We start from the raw sequence: 16,076 nt of genomic DNA, 5'->3' as shown, positions 1-16,076 counted from the left end.
GCAATCCTTGTTCGAAGAGGGGGCGCATCCATTTCCGGTCGATGACCGGGTTGGCGACGAAGGGCAGGGCCCGCCCTCCCAGGGCTTCCTGGACCAGCGCCGGATCGATGTAAAGAATGCGGTATCCGAAACCCTCTTCGGTACCTCCCGCGCCGTCATGCAGTTCATCGGGATGCAGGACGTGCCCTTCCCCGACCAGGCAGTACCGCTGTTCGCCGCGATAGCGGAAGGTCTGGACGCCCCGCAGCGTGACGCCGATGGCGTAGGTGTCGTGGCGATGAGGGGCAAAGGCTGGGCCGGTGAAATCCGCCGCCAGGCGTTCGATGCCCGGGCCGCCCTGCCCATAATGCAGGCGCGCCGGGGCGGGGCCGGCGGTTGTCGCTGACCCGCACAAACCTTCAAGACGCGGCGGTGCGTTGCGGTCCAGTATGTCCATGCCCTTAACGATAACGGACTGCCGGTCAACCGGGGGAGTGCCGGACGCGATGCGGAGGCTCTCCGGCCGTGACCGTTGGCGGGAAAAGGATAATGGAACCCCAAACTTGGTTGCCGCTGACCCATGCGCGTTCGGTGCTGGAGGCCAGGGGAGAGCGCTTCGCGGAGTTGTGGCGACACGGTTGCGTGTCGCTGGAACTATACGTTCCCCGCGGGGAAGACTTGCAAACGCCGCACGAGCGCGACGAACTCTACGTCGTCATCGCGGGGCGAGGCCGGTTCTTCAATGCCGGCCTTCTTCATCCGTTCCAGGCGGGGGACGTGCTTTTCGTGCCGGCCCGCACGCCGCACCGCTTCGAGTATTTCACGGAAGATTTCGCCGCCTGGGTCATATTTTTCGGCACCGAGTCGACATGACGGCCGCATGGTTCGTGTCCCTAGTGTTGTTTTCGTTCGCGATGGCTGCGACGCCGGGGCCGAACAACGTGTTGATGACCGCGTCGGGCCTGGCGCATGGATTCGTCCGCACCATCCCCCTGATGGCCGGTACGCTGGCCGGCATTGCCGCCTTGTTCATGTTGTGCGGCGCAGGCGTGGGCGCGGTGATCGCCAGCCTTCCGCATGGAGTCGCCTGGCTGAGGGCCCTAGGTGTGGCCTATGTGTTCTATTTGGCGTGGCGCTTGTGGCGCAGCGCTGGACTGAGCGACGGCCGCAGCCGGGCGCCGTTGGGATTCTGGTATGGCATGGGGTTTCAGTTTGCCAATCCCAAGGCGTGGATGATGACCATGTCCGGGGTGTCCATGTATGCCGTCGCGGAAGACGATTATTTCTTGCGATTGCTGGTCGTGACGGTCGTCTTCCTCGCCTGCGCGCTGCCTTCCATTGCCCTGTGGGCCGCCTGCGGCGGCTTCTTGAAGACCCTGCTGGAAGGCGGGCGGCGCTTGACATGGCTACACCGCGCCATGGCGATCGCCACGGCCTCGTCCGCGCTCTTGTTCATCGGCGGTTGATTCGCCCGGGGCAAGGTGTCTGGGCGCTGCACCCTCACGCCGGCGCTCAGGCCGCGTCGGGGTTGGTTACGTTCTGCGGCGCCGCACCCGGTGCGGGGCCAGGCCGGCCAGCGCGCGCATCGAAGATATTGCGGAGCAAATCGATGGGGACGGGGAAAACAATGGTGGACGACCTGTCGTTGCTGATGTCGTAGAGCGTCGAAAGAAACCGCAACTGCATGGCCTCGGGGGCCGCGGCCAGCGTCTGGGCGGCCTCGACGAGGCGCTGCGCTGCCTGCTGCTCGCCTTCGGCATTGATGATCCGCGCCCGGCGGTTGCGCTCGGCTTCGGCCTGGCGCGCAATGGCCCGCACCATGCTTTCGTCGATATCGACGTGTTTGATTTCAACGTTGTTGACCTTGATGCCCCAATCTTCGGTCTGGCGGTCCAATATTTCCTGCAGGTCCGCATTGAGCTTGTCTCGTTCGGCGAGCATTTCGTCGAGCTCGTGTTTGCCGAGGACGGACCGTAGCGTGGTTTGGGCCAGCTGGCTGGTGGCTTCCATGTATCGCTCGACCTGGATCACGGCCTTGTCGGGGTCGACGACGCGAAAGTACACCACTGCGTTCACTTTTACCGACACGTTGTCGCGCGAAATGATGTCCTGGCTCGGAACGTCGAGCACGACCGTACGCAAGTCCACCCTCACCATTTGTTGGACGAACGGGATCAGGATGATCAAGCCGGGGCCTTTGACGCCGCTGAATCGTCCAAGGGTGAAGACGACGCCGCGTTCGTACTCGCGCAAGATCCTGATCATCGACAACAGGACCATGACGACGAGGAGGACGAGGATCAGGTAGGGAACGAGGGCAATGACCATGGTACGTGCTCCTTAGTGTGCGTCGGGCGGCGCCGCCCTGACGATCAGCGTCAGGCCGTCTCTGCCGGTAACCTGTATGGGCGATCCGGGCGCCAGAGGCTCATCGCTGCGGGCGCGCCAGCGCTCGCCATGGATGCGGACCTGTCCGCCGGACTGCGACCACGTCAACACGATGCCCCGCGCTCCGATCAAGCGATCGGCGCCGGTCACGACCTGTCTTCGGTGTGCGCGCACGACCGACGCCAGGACCACGGCCAACAATATGCCGCTTGCTGCTGCCGCGGCGGCGACTACGGGCAGCGATAGTTGGAAGCCCGGAATGTCGCCGTCGAACATGAACAGTGAACCCAACGCGAAGACGGCGACGCCGCCTATGCCGAGCAGGCCGACAGAGGGCGTGAGTGCCTCGGCCGCCATGAGTCCGATGCCGAGCAGCACGAGGCCGATGCCCGCATAATTGATGGGAAGCAGGTTGAGGGCGAATAGCCCGACCACCAACGCCACGGCCCCCAGCACGCCGGGGAAAATGGCGCCGGGGCTCATCAGTTCGAAGATGATGCCGTAGATGCCAAGCAGCATCAGGATATAGGCGATGTTGGGATTGGTGATGATGGCGAGGAAGCGCGTGCGCCAATCTGCTTCGACCGATACGATCGTCGCACCGCGGGTTTCCAATCGCACGTCTTTGCCTTGGAGCTTGACGCTGCGCCCGTCCGCCTGCGCCAGCAGATCGTCCAGATCGCTCGCCACGACTTCGATGACCTTGCGTTCGAGTGCCTCGCGGTCCGGGATGCTTGCTGCGTTGCGCACCGCGTCTTCGGCCCAATCGGCATTCCGGCCATGCATGTCGGCGAGGCTGCGTATGAACGCCACCGCGTCATTGACGGCCTTGCGGGTCATGGCATTGGCCTCGGGCGCCTGCTCGGGCGGCTCTTTGGCGTCGCCCTGGGGTTTGTTCCGCTCCCTGCGCGCTTTCGGGTCGCCCGCCGGGGCGCCCTCTCCGGAGCCACCCATGTTGACTGGCGTGGCGGCACCCGTGTTGGTCCCGGGGGCCATGGCCGCCAGGTGGCTGGCATACAGCAGGTACGTCCCTGCGCTGGCTGCCTGGGCCCCGCTGGGAGCCACATAGGCAATGATCGGAATGGGCGAGGCCAGCATCAAACGGATGATGTCTCGCATCGAAGTGGCCAGTCCGCCCGGGGTATCGATGCGCAGCACGATGGCGCGTGCGTTTTCCTGCCGGGCCCTCTCGAAGCCGTGCTGCAGGTAGCCGGTGGTGGCGGGCCCGATGGCGCCTTGGACGTCCAGCAGGACGACGGTTCCCGGCGCGGTGGTGTCTGGGGCTGCGGCGACGGCAATGGCTCCCGGCCAGAGCAGTACGAACACCAGCAGCAACCGTTTCGCCCACCATTGGAGAAGGGGCGCTCGGGGCGACGCACGGTGGGGAGAATCCTGCGCTCGCATGACGTCTCCTTGGCCTTGCGATGTGCCGGCGCGGCGGCAAGCACATAGATGCGGGGGGAGTTCGAGCATAGGCCGGTACTGCACGGATGGCAATCCTGCCTGCTCCAGCAAGCTGCATTCCTGGCCGCCGACTGCGCAGTCGGGCGAGGGGTTGAACCGGCACCCAGCCCCCGCTGCTTACAGGGTTTCGATGTGCTTGGCCATGCGTTCGCGCATCGCGCGGTCCGGAAGCGGCCCCCGGGCGGCGCTCATGTTATCGACGACGTTGGCGGGGCGGCTGGTGGCTGGCGTGGCACAGGTGATGGCAGGATGGGAAATGACGAACTTCAGGAAATACTGCGCCCAAGTGCGAATGCCAAGTTCGGCGGCCCAGGACGGGACCTCCCGGCCGCGCACCTTCTCCCACAATCGGGTCCGGCCAAACGGCGCGTAGGCCAGTACGGCGATGCCCCGGTCGGCCGCCAGTGGCAGGATGCGCTCCTCCATCACGCGGTTGTCGATGGCGTAGTCCACGCCGATGAAGTCGAGCGGCTCGGCGCGCATGGTCTGCTCCAGCAATTCGTACTGGCGCGGAAAAGTCGTGGTCACGCCGGCATAGCGGATTCGCCGCTGTTCGCGCAGTTCCTTGAGTATGCTGAACTGCATCTCGACGTCGCCCATGTTGTGAACCTGGATCAAGTCGATCACCTGCTTGCCCACGCGCTGGAAAGAGGTTTCCACCTGGGCGCGGGCGCGCGCCGGGTCGGCACTGCCGCCTTGGGCGACGTTCAGTTTGGTCGCCCAGAAAAGTTTGTCGGCCAGCCCCGATTCGCGCACGATTTGTCCGGCTACCTCTTCCGATGCGCCATAGGCCGGGGCCGTATCGAACACGGTGCCGCCATGCTCCAACATCGACATGAAAACGTTTCGCAGCCGTTGCCAATCCTCGCTCCCGGCAACCGCGGAGAACGTGGCTGAACTGCCCAGCCCCACCACGGGCAAGCGTTCTCCCGACTTGGGGATGGGGCGCGTGATGATCGGCTCGGGTGCCGGTGCAGCGCGGGACAGTGCGGTGGGCGCGAGCGCCGCGGCCGCGCCCGCGGCCATGCCCAGTTTCAAGGTATCGCGGCGGGAAATCATGATTCGCTCCCCTCTTGCAGAATGTTGAAGGCGTGCGGCGACGTCGATGTCGACGCCGAAGGTTCTCCGGCCAGACGTTGCTGCGTGCGACCCAGCCAAAGCGCCAGCCCCATCCAAACGATGGCCAGCGGAAGGGCTGCCCCCGCCACGGCGTAGAGCCCCATGCCCAGCCTGCCGAGCATGCCCTCCACCTGGGCGCCGGCCACGTCGCCGAACCGGTAGATGAAAGTATCGATGAAAGCCTTGGCTTTGTACTTGTCTTCCCGGTTGAGCACCGTGAACAGCGTTTCGCGCGCGGGGCGCATGATGGCGCGTTGTACGGCGCGAAAGCTCGCCTCGAATGCAACCAGCGCCGCCAATGAGCCGACGATCGCCAACCCCACGAAACCCAGCGCCGCGGTCAACGGAAGAAGCGCCAGCGTGAGTGCCACGCCCAGGCGTTTCATCAACTGGCCGGCGACGGCGAGCTGGATTACCAGCGTGGCGACCTGCGTCAGCATGTCGATGCGTGCAAACAGCGCCGTGCGCACGTCCAGCTCGCTACCCGCCGCTGCCACCATCTGCAACCGGGTGAAATACAGGAACGTCGCCATGACCGCCAGGATGATCACGTATAGGGCAATGCCGGCTAGGTAGCGCGACCGGAACAAGGCCTTGATGCCTTCCCAAGCGCTGCCGCCGATGCGTTCGGGGGCAGCGCCTGGGGTTTCCCGCTTTGCGTTTTCCGGGCGGCGGCGCGCAATGCCGAGTCCGAGGGCCAGTGCCAGCAGCAAAAACCCCGCCGATATCAGCAGCAAAGACGGCGTTCCCAAGGGCTTGGCCAGCAGGGACGCTAGCCACGGACCAAAGATGGCGCCCAACGTGCCGCCCACGGAAATGAGGCCGAAGCATCGCTTGCCCTGTTCAAGCGTGAAACGGTCCGCCATCAGCGCCCAAAAGACCATGGTCGAAAATAAGTTGAAGACGCTGAACCACACGTAGAACACCTGCCCGCTCGCCGTCCCGACTGCTTCGGGCGCTGCGACGAGCAGGAGGTAAAAAGCCCCGAGGCTGGCGGCGAAGAAGCAAAACGTCGTTGCGATGAACTGTGTGCGCCGGAATCGGCTGACCAACCATCCGAAAAGAGGATTGACTGCCAGCGTCGCGAGCGCGGTGCCGACGAACAACCACCGGACGGCGTCCAGGCCACCACGCATGCCGAGCGCCTCGCGTGCCGGCCGCAGCATCATCAGGGCCGTCAGCACGCAGAAGAAAAAGCCCACCGCGAGCGAGACGGGAAGAATCTCCTCGCGGCGAACGTTGAACAGGCGCGAGAGCTCGAGCTTCATGCGGTGCTCCGTGGGCACAGCGGCGCTGCCACGCACTGGGCGCGCCCCGGGCGATAAGCATAGCGGGTCCCGGCCTGAGGCGGCAGGGGTTGGCCCGGCGTAGCAGGACAGCACAGAATGGCGAGCGCGACAGGCAGACTCTCAGCCGCCTTTCTCGCCGCGGTCCTTGCCGGAGGCGGGTTTTCTCCCCCGCTCGACCATCGCGACGATGAGTGTGCGTAATTCATCTTCTGCCTGGGCGGTCGATATCTCTCCTTGGGCCGCGGCATAGGACAGGCCGTTGGCTGCTCCGAGCATCCCCCACAAACTCGCGGTCGAGATCTTGTGACCCGGCGCATAGGGTGAAAGTACGCAGCGGCATTTCTCGATGAACGCGGATTCGTATTCCCGCTTGATCTCCTCAAGCTGGGGGGAGCCCGCCAACGCCGCGATGATGCCGGGAATTTCGCGGCCCTGGCGCATCACGCACCTTACATAGGACGACGCTATCACGCGGCTCACCTCAGCCAAAGTGGGTGCGCACGTGCGGAGCGCCTGGTCCATGAGCGCATTCTGCCTTGCGTCGTAATCCTTATATAGCGCCGCAAGCAAGCCCAGCCGTGTCTCGAAATGATCGTAGACGACGGGCTTGGTCACGCCCGACCGTTCCGCCAATCGACCCAAGGTCAGTGCCTCCGTGCCTTCTTCGCCGATCAGCTGCCAAGCGGTCTCCACGAGCTGACGATAGCGCTCTTCGCGGGAGAGACGGCGGCGGGTTTGTGTCATCGCCACGAACTCCAATTGGGTTGACACCGCTAATATACCAACGGTAACCTACTATTAGTAAGTTACCAAAGGTAGGTCGCTGTGATGCAGCGTGCGGCAGGAGCATCCCATGCATGTATTAATCGTCGTTTCCCATCCTGATCCCAAGTCCCTCACCCATGCCATCGCGGCGGAGATCGCCGCGGGCATTGTCCAGGCAAGTCCGGAAACCTCCGTCGAAATGGCAGATCTTGCGGCCGAGGGCTTCGACCCGCGATTCACGGCCGCCGACCTCGCCGCATACCGGCGCGAAGCCTCCCTTCCGCCTGACGTTGTCGTCGAGCACGAGCGGCTAGGCCGCGCCGACGCCCTGGTACTGGCATACCCTGTCTACTGGTGGTCGATGCCGGGTTTGCTCAAGGGGTGGATAGATCGCGTATTCACCAGTGGCTGGGCCTATGAAGAGGGCGCTGGCGGTAGGTTGGAGAAAAAGTTGCGGCACCTTCCCGTTCATCTGGCGGCAATCGGGGGCGCAGACCTGCGCACCTATGCGAGGCACGGTTATTTCGGCGCGATGAAGACCCAAATCGATCATGGCATTTTCGACTACTGCGGCGCGCCGGTGGTGTCGTCCGAGCTGCTGGCAGGAACCAACGGAAAGGACGTATCCGACCTTTTCGAGGCCGCGCGGGCAATGGGCCCGCGCATAGTTGCGCATCATTTGCGCAAACGGGCGGCGTAAATGCCTCCTAGCAGATACCCAGGCTGCAAAACCAATCCATGAATTCACGGATCAATCGCCGGTCTTCGCTACCTTTGGCGATCGTCATGTAATAAGCAGAGTCCCCCCGGATCTCATTGGCAAAAGGTGCGACGAGGTTGTTTGCCGCCAGATCTGCGGTAATGAGCGGGCGTCGGCCCAAGGTCACGCCCAAGCCATCGATCGCTGCCTGGATGGCAGAAAGCATGTTGTCGCAGATGATCACATTGCCGGTGGCCGGCGGGCGGATCTGGTTGGCCGCAAACCACGCATCCCACCCATTGGAAAAAGCCGACGATTCGGTAAGTATCAGGGGAACCTGCTCAAAGAAATCGTGTACGGATTCTATGGGGTATGCGGCGAGAAACTTTGGGCTGCAGACTGGGGTGAGCGTTTCTTCCGTCACACGGACGGCCGTCACATTGTTCCAGTTACCCGTCCCATACCGGAAGGCTATATCGTGTAAATAGTTATGGGAGGCGGAAAAGCTGATGACGGTCTTGATTCGAAGGCGGACGTAAGGAAAGCGTTCCCTGAAATCCGCCAAATGTGGGAGCAGGCACTTGACTCCAAAGGCCGCCAAGGTGACGACGGAAAGCTCTTCGCTGTGCTGTCGATCCTTGATTCTCTTGATGGCTTGGGTCAGCATTCCCAAGCTATCTTGAACGGCGGGAAGGAGCTGGGCTCCTTCCTCCGTGAGCTCTATTCCGGACAGACTGCGAACGAACAGACTGACGCCCAGAAGCGATTCGAGTTTTCGTACTTGGTGGCTAATGGCCGTCTGGGTCTGGGATAATTCGATGGCTGCTCGAGTAAAGCTGCGCCTTCTTGCAACTGCCTCGAAGGCCCTGAGCGCCGCCACGGGGGGCGTGGGGGGGAATAGGCTTTCGCCGTGTTCATACGCTTCGAGCACGTCCGAAAGGGCCTGGATCCTCTCCACGTTTTGATTTCCCTCCATGCTTCCTCCCAAAAGCGGTGCCACCATAATGACATCACCTTGGGGCTGTCAAATCCGGATAGCGATCAGATACGTCAAGGTTGAAAACTTCTACGGCGTTGAGCCCCAGGATCCGGCGCTTCGCCTGCTCACTCAGGAACGGCAGGTCCCAAATTACCGTGGGCAAGTCCATGTCCCAATGGGGGTAATCCGAGGAATACATCAACTGCGTTTCGGCATTGATCATCTTGAAAGTGAGCTCGAGTGCTTCGCGGTTATTGACGGCTTCCATTGGCTGGGTGGTGTAATACATTTGCCGCATGTAATCGCTGGGTAGCTGCTTTAAGCCTGGGCACTCGGAGGATCGCATCCGATAATCGTGGTCCAAACGCTGCATGAGCCACGGAATCCAAGAAAGCCCCGACTCGACCCAAATCACCTTGAGCCGGGGAAATTTTTCGGGCATTGCGTTGGTGACCCAATTGGCACAGTGTAAGGCATTGAAGAACGTAAACCCAAGCGCATGCGCCGTGATGAATTTGTTGGCCTGGCTGATGAGTTGGTCGTTCCAGTGGTAGGACGCGTGGAACGCGATCGGGAGGCCGGCCTCTTCGAGCAACGCATACGTCTTGACGTAGTCGTTGTGGTGTATTGGCTTATAGCGGGTGGAAACTACCATGAAGCCGATAACCCCTTTCTTGCCCGCATATTTCTTAACCATTTCGTAGGTCGCCTGCGGGTCGTTGAAAGGCAGGTAAAGCATGCTCTTGAGCCGGTCCGTCCGGGGCAAGACCTCCTCAACCATCCAGCGGTTGTAGGCCTTTGCCATATTGACCTCGATGTCGACTTGGGGATGGAGGCCAAGGAAGAGCATGGGCGTGGGAAACAGGCAGGCATAGTCTACGGCCAAAGCATCCATCCACCGCATTGCCTGGCCGATGTCTCGCTCGGTACCGACGAGCCCATCGACATTTTCGTGTTTCCGGTACTGGTAGCGGTGGATGCGGCCACCGACGTCTTGCATGCCTGGCTGGTCGTAGATGACCGACGCGGCGCCCTTGTACTGGTACATGTTGAGGGCGCTCTGCCGCAGTACGGGATCTTCGATGAAGTCGATGATCGGCAGGAGATTGTCGGTTTCATAGTGGTGGGCGTCGACGTCCACCACTAGCACCTTGTCTAGCCCACGCCTTTCCGCCTGCATCCTGGCATTTGCGAGGTGGCGCGACGTGTTGAAATCTGGATTCTCCAGGTCGAACTCAGGAGCGCTCGAAAATATTTTCATGCTTAGTCCTTTAACGCTTTAAACCAGACCACGTTTGCCACATTCCCAGCTCGAACAATTCGATATTGGATCCACGTAATAAACCCGATACGAAAGCAAGGACCTCCGTGGGCGGCGTGTTTTCATGAAGGCGGATGGGAACGATGCGCTCATAACGTTCGACCATGGCGAAATAATCATGGATGAGCGCGCTCAGTTCGGTCGAAATTTCGTCCAACCGGCGATCTATTGACACGGGCTCGAGCGGCGGCGCGTCCAGCTGGTCATGAGTGCTGATGTTTGTCGGGTTCATGTCATTTCTCCAGCGGAGAAAAATAGATTTTTCCGTCCTCTTCAAACGCTTTGATTCTGCGCAGCCGGAACAGCCCGTCATCCGAGGATAAACCGGTTCGGATGTCGAACTCCCACCCGTGGTAAGCACAAACGATATTCAGGGAGTTGGTGTCGAAGGTATCGGCGATATGGCGGCGCTGGTCATCCAATACTTCGACCACTTTATGAATGAGCAGCCCTTCGCATACCGGGCCGCCCTGGTGAGGGCATTCGTTCAGGTATGCACGAAGCTGGCCATCGATCCGAAAAATTCCATATGTTCTTCCGCCTACTTCGACGATGCGCCGTTCCCCCTCTCTCAGCTCATCGCTGCGGCAGATATAGTGTTGTCCCATACATATCTCCAAGACGGTCTTATTCAAGCTTGAACGGGGCTTTGAAGCACCGCTCAGTTCTGCATAAATAGATTTAGGTTTTGCGAACAGTAAATATCCTGCCGTGCCGTTTCTCCTCAATCCGCTCCGTGCGCGCCGGTTGGTCGAGGCAAGTCGTTCCTATCCATCCGGGGTGCGGCTTTTCAATGCCATGGTGTTTCATAACTCGGTCAATCCGCCCGGTGGCGTGTAATGATTTCTGCAACGGCAACGACGAACATTCCCGCGGCAGCAAACGTCAGGGCACCTCCGGACATAGGCTCCAATCCCGTCGGCCGGCCCAGCGCGAGCATCGCGCATATGCATTCGACGACAGGCAGGACCAGCAGATAGAGGGTCTTGACCAAGAGGGAGATGCGTTTGGTCAAGACCACCGCGCCGGCAATAATGGCGTCGACCACGTTTTGCAGGGTCAAGGCGGCGAGCAGCCCTATATGTGGCGATCCCGTGACCCCGGGAGAGTCATGTGCGGCCAATACCGATCCCAGGGCAAGTCCTTCCGGGACGTTATGGATACTGATCACGACGCAGTAAATGGCCGCAAGGACGCCGTCTCCGCCGAAATCAAGCGCTTTCGCGCGCTTGAAGCTAAAGGCGAGGATGCATGCCCAGGCGAACAAGGCAATACATAATTCAATGAGCTTTTCATGGAGTGGGTGGGCCCCGGGGTCAATTTCTCCCACCAGCCCAATTTGATTCAAGATAATCAGGACGGAGATGCCCAGCACCAACCAAGCGGAATATCGGCCTATAGCTCGAAATTCGAGTTGAGTCGTCTGCGCGCCCCGCAGGAAATAAACGGCGTATCCGACAGCCGTCGGCGCGAAAATAAGGACAGCCGTCAGGCGATACAGGGAAGATGTGCCGTCAATTGTTGCGCTGGGTGTCGAGAGCAACGCAGCGACCAACAAAATGGTCAGGACGGACACAGAAATCGTTGCTGGACTTCTTGGCATAGTCGTTCATGGTTGTTTTTTTCAGCCTAACAAACTCGTGCGCGGTGTATGCCTGACGAATTTTCATGAGGGTGTGCGATTTCTTCATGCTCTCTCGTTCATACCGCTATTAATTCTTCTCGTGGTGGGTCGTCTCGCGCTTCCGTATCCTTGGTTCCCCAGAAGAAAAACTCGTAAGGAGACGGCGCATGAAGAAAACTTGCAAATGGCTATCCGCGCTCGTGGTGGCCGCGTGGTGGAATGGCGTATTTGCGGCGGCCGATGACGGTGCTGCAGCTGACTATCCATCGAGACCGGTGCAGGTCATTGTCCCGTTTGCCACCGGCGGCCCGACCGATATGATCGCGAGGGAGATCAGTAAAGCACTGGGTGAAAAACTCAAGAAACCCTTCGTTATCGAAAACAAGTTGGGCGCTTTCGGCACGATCGCCCCCGCGCACGTGGCCAAGGCCGCGCCCGACGGCTATACCCTGCTATTTCACGAGATAGGCGCGACTTTCGGCATTCAGCCCGCGGTGCTCAAGACCTTGTCGTACGACGTAAAGAAGGATTTCCTGCCGATTGCCTTTGCGGCAAAAGGCGCGATCTTCTTGTTCGTATCATCCGACCGGCCGTATAAGAACATCGGGGACCTGGTCCAGGCAGCCCGTCAGAACCCCGGCAAGCTCGACTTCGGATCGGCCGGCGGTGCAGGACAGCTTCCGACCCACATAGGCCCGGAACTGCTGATGATGAAGTCGGGGACGCAGTTCACGCACATTCCGTACAAAGGCACGGGACCCGCCCTCGTCGACCTGGCCGCGGGGAGACTCGATTTCATGATGACTACGGGTACGGGATCGGCACGGCCGTTCCTCGAGTCCGGAAAGGTCAGGCCGATCGGGATCACCGGGGACAAGCGCTCGCCGATTTACCCGGATATCCCCACTTTCGCAGAGCAAGGATTCGATTTGCCCGAGCTGTCATATGGCACCACTTGGGGATTCTTTGCCCCCGCCGGGACGCCGCCTGCCATCGTTTCCAAGCTCAACGCCGCGATCAACGCAGTATTGGAGAGTCCCTCGCTCAAGCAAGCCCTCGGTCGATTGGATGTGGAGCCTGAACCCATGACCGTGGAGCAGGTCACGCGGTTTGTCGCGAGGGAGATCGAGGCATGGCCTCCGTTGGTGCGAAAAATGAACATCAAGGTTGATTGAGCGACAGCTTCCGGGCGTTCAGCCAGGGCTGCGCGGTGTCGTCCGCAATGCCGTTCGCAGGAACGCGTCCAACGCGTTGGCAAAGGCACGGCGGTCCGCCTGGCTGAATGCCGCCGGCCCGCCCGTGACGATACCGCCGGAGCGCAGCTCTTCCAGCATGTCGCGCATGGCGAGGCGCTCGCCGATGGTCGCGTCGGTGTAGCGTTCGCCGCGCGGATTGAGGACCGACGCGCCTTTCTTGAGCACCTCGGCGGCAAGCGGGATGTCGCCGGTAATGACGAGGTCGCCCGGCCGGGCCCGGGCGGCGATGTGGGCGTCGGCCACGTCGAAGCCGCGCGGCACCTGCACGGCATTCACCCAACGTGACGGAGGCGTGCGCAGCATCTGGTTGGCAACCAGCGTGACGGGCACTTCGCAGCGCTCGGCCGCCCGGAACAAGATGTCTTTGACCACGGCGGGACACGCATCGGCGTCGACCCAGATGCGCAAGGACGGGGAAGACGCCGGCCGTTGCGTCATTTTCCGATGCAGAAGGGTTGATTGAGTCGTATCTTTTTGATTTTAAATGGCATTTAAAGATGACGTTGACCTGCTTGGACCTATTCTTGGACCCAAAGCCGATATGTGTCTCTTGATGGACTTGCATGGCGCTGCTTGGACGAATCGTGCTCTGGCTACGCTGATGAAGTGCGCTGGCCGACGCCTCTTGTCTTGCCATCAACGCCCACTGACCGCTGCTGGGCCATTTTCCTACCTTCTGTCGCAGAACGCCAAGAATGCTTCGACCTGCCCCAGCCCAAACAATACGGGTAGCGCGCAGTTCGGATTGTTTGCGGCGGCAGCGGTAATGCTGGGGTGAGATGGCGGCTCCTTTGGCCATGTGGCCGATACCGACAGGAGCCTTGTCATGTCACATCAACCTTCAGACATCATCACCCCGAAAGCCTTGTTGCTGGATGAGCGGCTGACGCCGCTGGAGCGCAATGCCTGGCTGACTTTCCGTGCGCTGGCCAGCAGCGACGGCACCGTGGTCCTCAGCTACGATGCGCTACGCAAATACCTGCCCAGCGCACCGGGCAGCAAGCAGGCGGCCCTTGAAACCGTGTCCAGGGCTGTACTTTGCCTGCGGCTGTCTACGTGGATTGCGTTGGTTGAATACCGCCGCAATCCCATGACCGGCTTCTCCATGGCCAGCCGTTATGCCGTGCGCAATCAACCGCTGACCTTCGCCGAAGCCTGCCTGGAAGACGACGATTATCTGCCGTTGCTCGAACGGGCACTCAGCCATAGCAGTGCGACGATTCGCCAGTTGGCTCGGTCCATCCTCGACGAGGCCATGCGTCATCCTGATGCTTTGGAGCGGTTGCCCGCAGCAGCGAGGAAGTGCATCGAACAGCTGCGGGGCAATGACGATGACCATGATCCAGGTGGCCCAAGTGGGTCAACGCCAGCCGATGGTCGCGGTCCCATCACGAACAGGTCTGTCGAAGCCAGGGACGGCATTCCGAAGTCCACACCCGCATCCACTGCAACAGTACGTACAGTAGAAAAAGAAGTATTAAAAGAAGTACATACGTACCCGTCACAGTCCGAAGTGCAAGTATCCGGGTCAGCTTTGCCAATTCGCTTCCAGAAACTGCCGCAGGATCAGCAGCAAATCCTCATGGCGCGTCTCAGGGGCTTGGCGCTGGAACAACGCCAGGCTGTACTGGCGGAATGGGACGCGCGTTGCGCCTCGGGTGGTGTGCATAACGCCATTGCCTACCTGTACGGGCTGATCAAGAAGGCGGTGAACGGGATGTTCAAGCTGTGGGCAGCACGCAAACCTGCTCCACAGCAAGGGGCTGCAACAGCAGCCAGTGGATTGCAGGTTTTGCCGCCTTCAGCCTCTGCATTGTCTGATGTCCCAGCCGTCAAACCGGCCTCTCGTGACGTGGTGGAACAGTCCTTGGCGCAGATTCGGCAAATTCTGCAGCCGTCCGCAAAATCGGTTGGACAGATCATTGAGAGCATGGCGGGCAGTGGTGCGCTGCCCACTCGGCCCAAGGGGAAGCCCATTGCAGGAGTGCCAGGATTGCTTGGCGCAACGTAAGGTATGACCTTGCACTGGATGTTAGGCTAGACCGCGCTGTCGTTGGTCTCTATCACGGGGAGGTACCACGCCATGTCCATGCACAATCCACCGCATCCTGGCGAGTCCCTGCGCGAGGATGTGTTGCCCGCTATTGGCCTGAGCATCACTGCCCTGGCCGAGCACCTGGGTTACTCCCGTGGCCAACTCTCCACTGTGTTGAATGGCCGTGCCGCCATTAGCGCTGATCTGGCCTATCGGCTGGAACTGGCGGGAGCCAGTATCTGAATGAGCAGATCGTCTATGACCTATGGCAGGCTCGGCAGCGGCCACATCCACCGATCAAGCGTCTGCAGACACAGTGAAAGTGGTGGATGAGTGCGCCAGCCCTTGGTAACAGAGGCTTGCTGCAGTGCCTGGCTCCGGTTATAGGGCCGTCACTGCCCGCCGCAGTGACGGCCCGGCGAACTGCAGCAACAATACGGGTTGGCGCGGTACCGCATTGATTGCTGCTCACATGATGATGCCCCGGCACACTGGCCTTGCAATGACCTGCCGGTGGGTATGAACACCGGAACCTTGGCGCGGGGCAGTAAGCGCCACATGGAGCATCGCCATGCTTTCCATGCCGTTCCCACACGGTTGCCTCGATAGCGCAGGTTCCTGCAAGCGCTGATCCGGTTCACCGGATGAAACCATCCCAGGCACACCCCAGGCTCGTTCGGTGTGCCGCCCTATCCACGGGCAGAGCCTTCCTCATCTTCGGTGTGGTTCGTCCCGCCAATCTTGGTTGTCCAGTGCCAGTTGGCGCTTTGCCATGCACGGCGTTTATTGCCGGTCGTCCCGACCTGGCACGACATGCCTGCGCCCTTTTTCCATCACTCCACAGGAGGTATTCATCCCAGCACATCGCGTCGTCGTCCCTTGCAACCCCTCCGCCTGGCCTTCCTGCAGGAAGCGCGGCGGATGCCTCATTCGAGGCCACAGGTGAACTGAGCACCTGGCCCTTGCCCCTACGGGATCTCGTCTTGGCGAGTTGGCACAAACACTGACCCTTGTATCTCAGCCCCAATAACCGACAACCGATGGAGGGACGCTCCGATGGACGACCTGGCCTATACCCTGCGACAACTCTGCCTGCGCAACCGCGACGGCAGCCATGCCACCCAGGCCGACCGGCAGCGCTCGCTGAGCCTGGCCGC

General features: G+C 61.0%; 19 protein-coding genes and 1 pseudogene. 7 read left to right on the top strand and 13 right to left on the bottom strand.

What is annotated here, in order from left to right; all coding sequences use genetic code 11:
* Positions 1 to 436, bottom strand: a 436-nt coding sequence (locus tag Q0319_RS00595) for an AraC family ligand binding domain-containing protein (RefSeq protein WP_299450196.1), incomplete at its 3' end; no start/stop codon positions are given.
* Between the two features lie 92 nt (positions 437 to 528).
* On the opposite strand from Q0319_RS00595, the gene Q0319_RS00590 reads away from it, so the two are divergent.
* Together Q0319_RS00590 and Q0319_RS00585 are read left to right on the top strand one after the other, a co-directional pair.
* Positions 529 to 852, top strand: coding sequence for a cupin domain-containing protein (locus Q0319_RS00590; RefSeq protein WP_296469205.1), 324 nt, complete (start codon positions 529 to 531; stop codon positions 850 to 852).
* On the top strand, positions 849 to 1,445 hold the full coding sequence (locus tag Q0319_RS00585) for a LysE family translocator (protein ID WP_299450193.1): 597 nt from the start codon (positions 849 to 851) through the stop codon (positions 1,443 to 1,445). Before Q0319_RS00590 ends, Q0319_RS00585 begins: the two co-directional genes overlap by 4 nt.
* A 46-nt stretch (positions 1,446 to 1,491) precedes the next feature.
* Here Q0319_RS00585 and Q0319_RS00580 read toward each other — a convergent pair whose 3' ends face one another.
* The 5 genes from Q0319_RS00580 to Q0319_RS00560 all read right to left on the bottom strand — a co-directional run bounded on the left by Q0319_RS00580 (position 1,492) and on the right by Q0319_RS00560 (position 6,989).
* The gene (locus tag Q0319_RS00580) at positions 1,492 to 2,307 is read right to left on the bottom strand and encodes a slipin family protein (protein WP_299450190.1); all 816 of its coding nucleotides are present in this window, start codon (positions 2,305 to 2,307) and stop codon (positions 1,492 to 1,494) included.
* 12 nt (positions 2,308 to 2,319) lie between these two features.
* The gene (locus Q0319_RS00575; protein ID WP_299450187.1) at positions 2,320 to 3,771 is read right to left on the bottom strand and encodes a nodulation protein NfeD; all 1,452 of its coding nucleotides are present in this window, start codon (positions 3,769 to 3,771) and stop codon (positions 2,320 to 2,322) included.
* A 177-nt stretch (positions 3,772 to 3,948) separates the two neighbouring features.
* A complete protein-coding gene (locus Q0319_RS00570) occupies positions 3,949 to 4,890 on the bottom strand; it encodes an aldo/keto reductase (RefSeq protein WP_299450184.1) in 942 nt (313 codons plus the stop codon).
* Complete coding sequence (locus Q0319_RS00565; protein WP_299450181.1) at positions 4,887 to 6,218, bottom strand: MFS transporter; 1,332 nt, start codon at positions 6,216 to 6,218, stop codon at positions 4,887 to 4,889. Before Q0319_RS00565 ends, Q0319_RS00570 begins: the two co-directional genes overlap by 4 nt.
* 141 nt (positions 6,219 to 6,359) lie before the next feature.
* Complete coding sequence (locus tag Q0319_RS00560; protein ID WP_363322223.1) at positions 6,360 to 6,989, bottom strand: TetR/AcrR family transcriptional regulator; 630 nt, start codon at positions 6,987 to 6,989, stop codon at positions 6,360 to 6,362.
* Positions 6,990 to 7,092: 103 nt separating this feature from the next.
* Between Q0319_RS00560 and Q0319_RS00555 the strand changes: the two genes are divergently transcribed.
* Positions 7,093 to 7,704 carry an NAD(P)H-dependent oxidoreductase gene (locus tag Q0319_RS00555; RefSeq protein WP_299450178.1) on the top strand — a complete coding sequence of 204 codons (612 nt, stop codon included), beginning with the start codon at positions 7,093 to 7,095 and terminating at the stop codon, positions 7,702 to 7,704.
* A gap of 7 nt (positions 7,705 to 7,711) precedes the next feature.
* Here the strand turns inward: Q0319_RS00555 and Q0319_RS00550 are convergent, their stop codons facing one another.
* The 6 genes from Q0319_RS00550 to Q0319_RS00525 form a co-directional block, all read right to left on the bottom strand.
* Positions 7,712 to 8,707: a LysR substrate-binding domain-containing protein gene (locus Q0319_RS00550; RefSeq protein ID WP_299450176.1), complete on the bottom strand. Its 996-nt coding sequence runs from the start codon at positions 8,705 to 8,707 to the stop codon at positions 7,712 to 7,714.
* 7 nt (positions 8,708 to 8,714) lie between these two features.
* Positions 8,715 to 9,944: an amidohydrolase family protein gene (locus tag Q0319_RS00545; RefSeq protein ID WP_299450173.1), complete on the bottom strand. Its 1,230-nt coding sequence runs from the start codon at positions 9,942 to 9,944 to the stop codon at positions 8,715 to 8,717.
* 10 nt (positions 9,945 to 9,954) lie between these two features.
* Positions 9,955 to 10,236, bottom strand: a complete 282-nt coding sequence (locus Q0319_RS00540; RefSeq protein WP_299450171.1) for a hypothetical protein — start codon at positions 10,234 to 10,236, stop codon at positions 9,955 to 9,957.
* A gap of 1 nt (position 10,237) precedes the next feature.
* Positions 10,238 to 10,612: a Rieske (2Fe-2S) protein gene (locus Q0319_RS00535; protein ID WP_299450168.1), complete on the bottom strand. Its 375-nt coding sequence runs from the start codon at positions 10,610 to 10,612 to the stop codon at positions 10,238 to 10,240.
* A 209-nt stretch (positions 10,613 to 10,821) separates the two neighbouring features.
* Positions 10,822 to 11,580: a hypothetical protein gene (locus tag Q0319_RS00530; protein ID WP_299450165.1), complete on the bottom strand. Its 759-nt coding sequence runs from the start codon at positions 11,578 to 11,580 to the stop codon at positions 10,822 to 10,824.
* The gene (locus Q0319_RS00525) at positions 11,519 to 11,695 is read right to left on the bottom strand and encodes a hypothetical protein (RefSeq protein ID WP_299450163.1); all 177 of its coding nucleotides are present in this window, start codon (positions 11,693 to 11,695) and stop codon (positions 11,519 to 11,521) included. The genes Q0319_RS00530 and Q0319_RS00525 overlap by 62 nt, the downstream gene beginning before the upstream one ends.
* Positions 11,696 to 11,795: 100 nt before the next feature.
* On the opposite strand from Q0319_RS00525, the gene Q0319_RS00520 reads away from it, so the two are divergent.
* Positions 11,796 to 12,803 carry a tripartite tricarboxylate transporter substrate binding protein gene (locus tag Q0319_RS00520; protein ID WP_296469388.1) on the top strand — a complete coding sequence of 336 codons (1,008 nt, stop codon included), beginning with the start codon at positions 11,796 to 11,798 and terminating at the stop codon, positions 12,801 to 12,803.
* A gap of 18 nt (positions 12,804 to 12,821) precedes the next feature.
* On the opposite strand, the gene Q0319_RS00515 is transcribed toward Q0319_RS00520, so the two are convergent.
* Entirely contained in the window at positions 12,822 to 13,292 is a 471-nt protein-coding gene (locus Q0319_RS00515; protein WP_296469398.1) for a YaiI/YqxD family protein, read from the bottom strand.
* Between the two features lie 418 nt (positions 13,293 to 13,710).
* On the opposite strand from Q0319_RS00515, the gene Q0319_RS00510 reads away from it, so the two are divergent.
* The 3 genes and pseudogenes from Q0319_RS00510 to Q0319_RS19330 all read left to right on the top strand — a co-directional run.
* The gene (locus Q0319_RS00510; protein ID WP_299450160.1) at positions 13,711 to 14,895 is read left to right on the top strand and encodes an STY4528 family pathogenicity island replication protein; all 1,185 of its coding nucleotides are present in this window, start codon (positions 13,711 to 13,713) and stop codon (positions 14,893 to 14,895) included.
* Between the two features lie 78 nt (positions 14,896 to 14,973).
* Positions 14,974 to 15,162 (top strand): HigA family addiction module antitoxin, encoded by a 189-nt coding sequence (locus Q0319_RS00505; protein WP_363322222.1) that lies wholly within the window; start codon positions 14,974 to 14,976, stop codon positions 15,160 to 15,162.
* A gap of 813 nt (positions 15,163 to 15,975) precedes the next feature.
* Positions 15,976 to 16,076, top strand: a pseudogene (locus tag Q0319_RS19330) (integrase); the annotation flags it as partial.

The sequence above is a fragment of the uncultured Pigmentiphaga sp. genome, assembly GCF_937950555.1.
In the GTDB taxonomy this organism is placed as follows: domain Bacteria; phylum Pseudomonadota; class Gammaproteobacteria; order Burkholderiales; family Burkholderiaceae_B; genus Pigmentiphaga.
The sequence above is the reverse complement of the archived record's forward strand: the minus strand, read 5'-3'. Positions and strand labels throughout refer to the sequence as shown.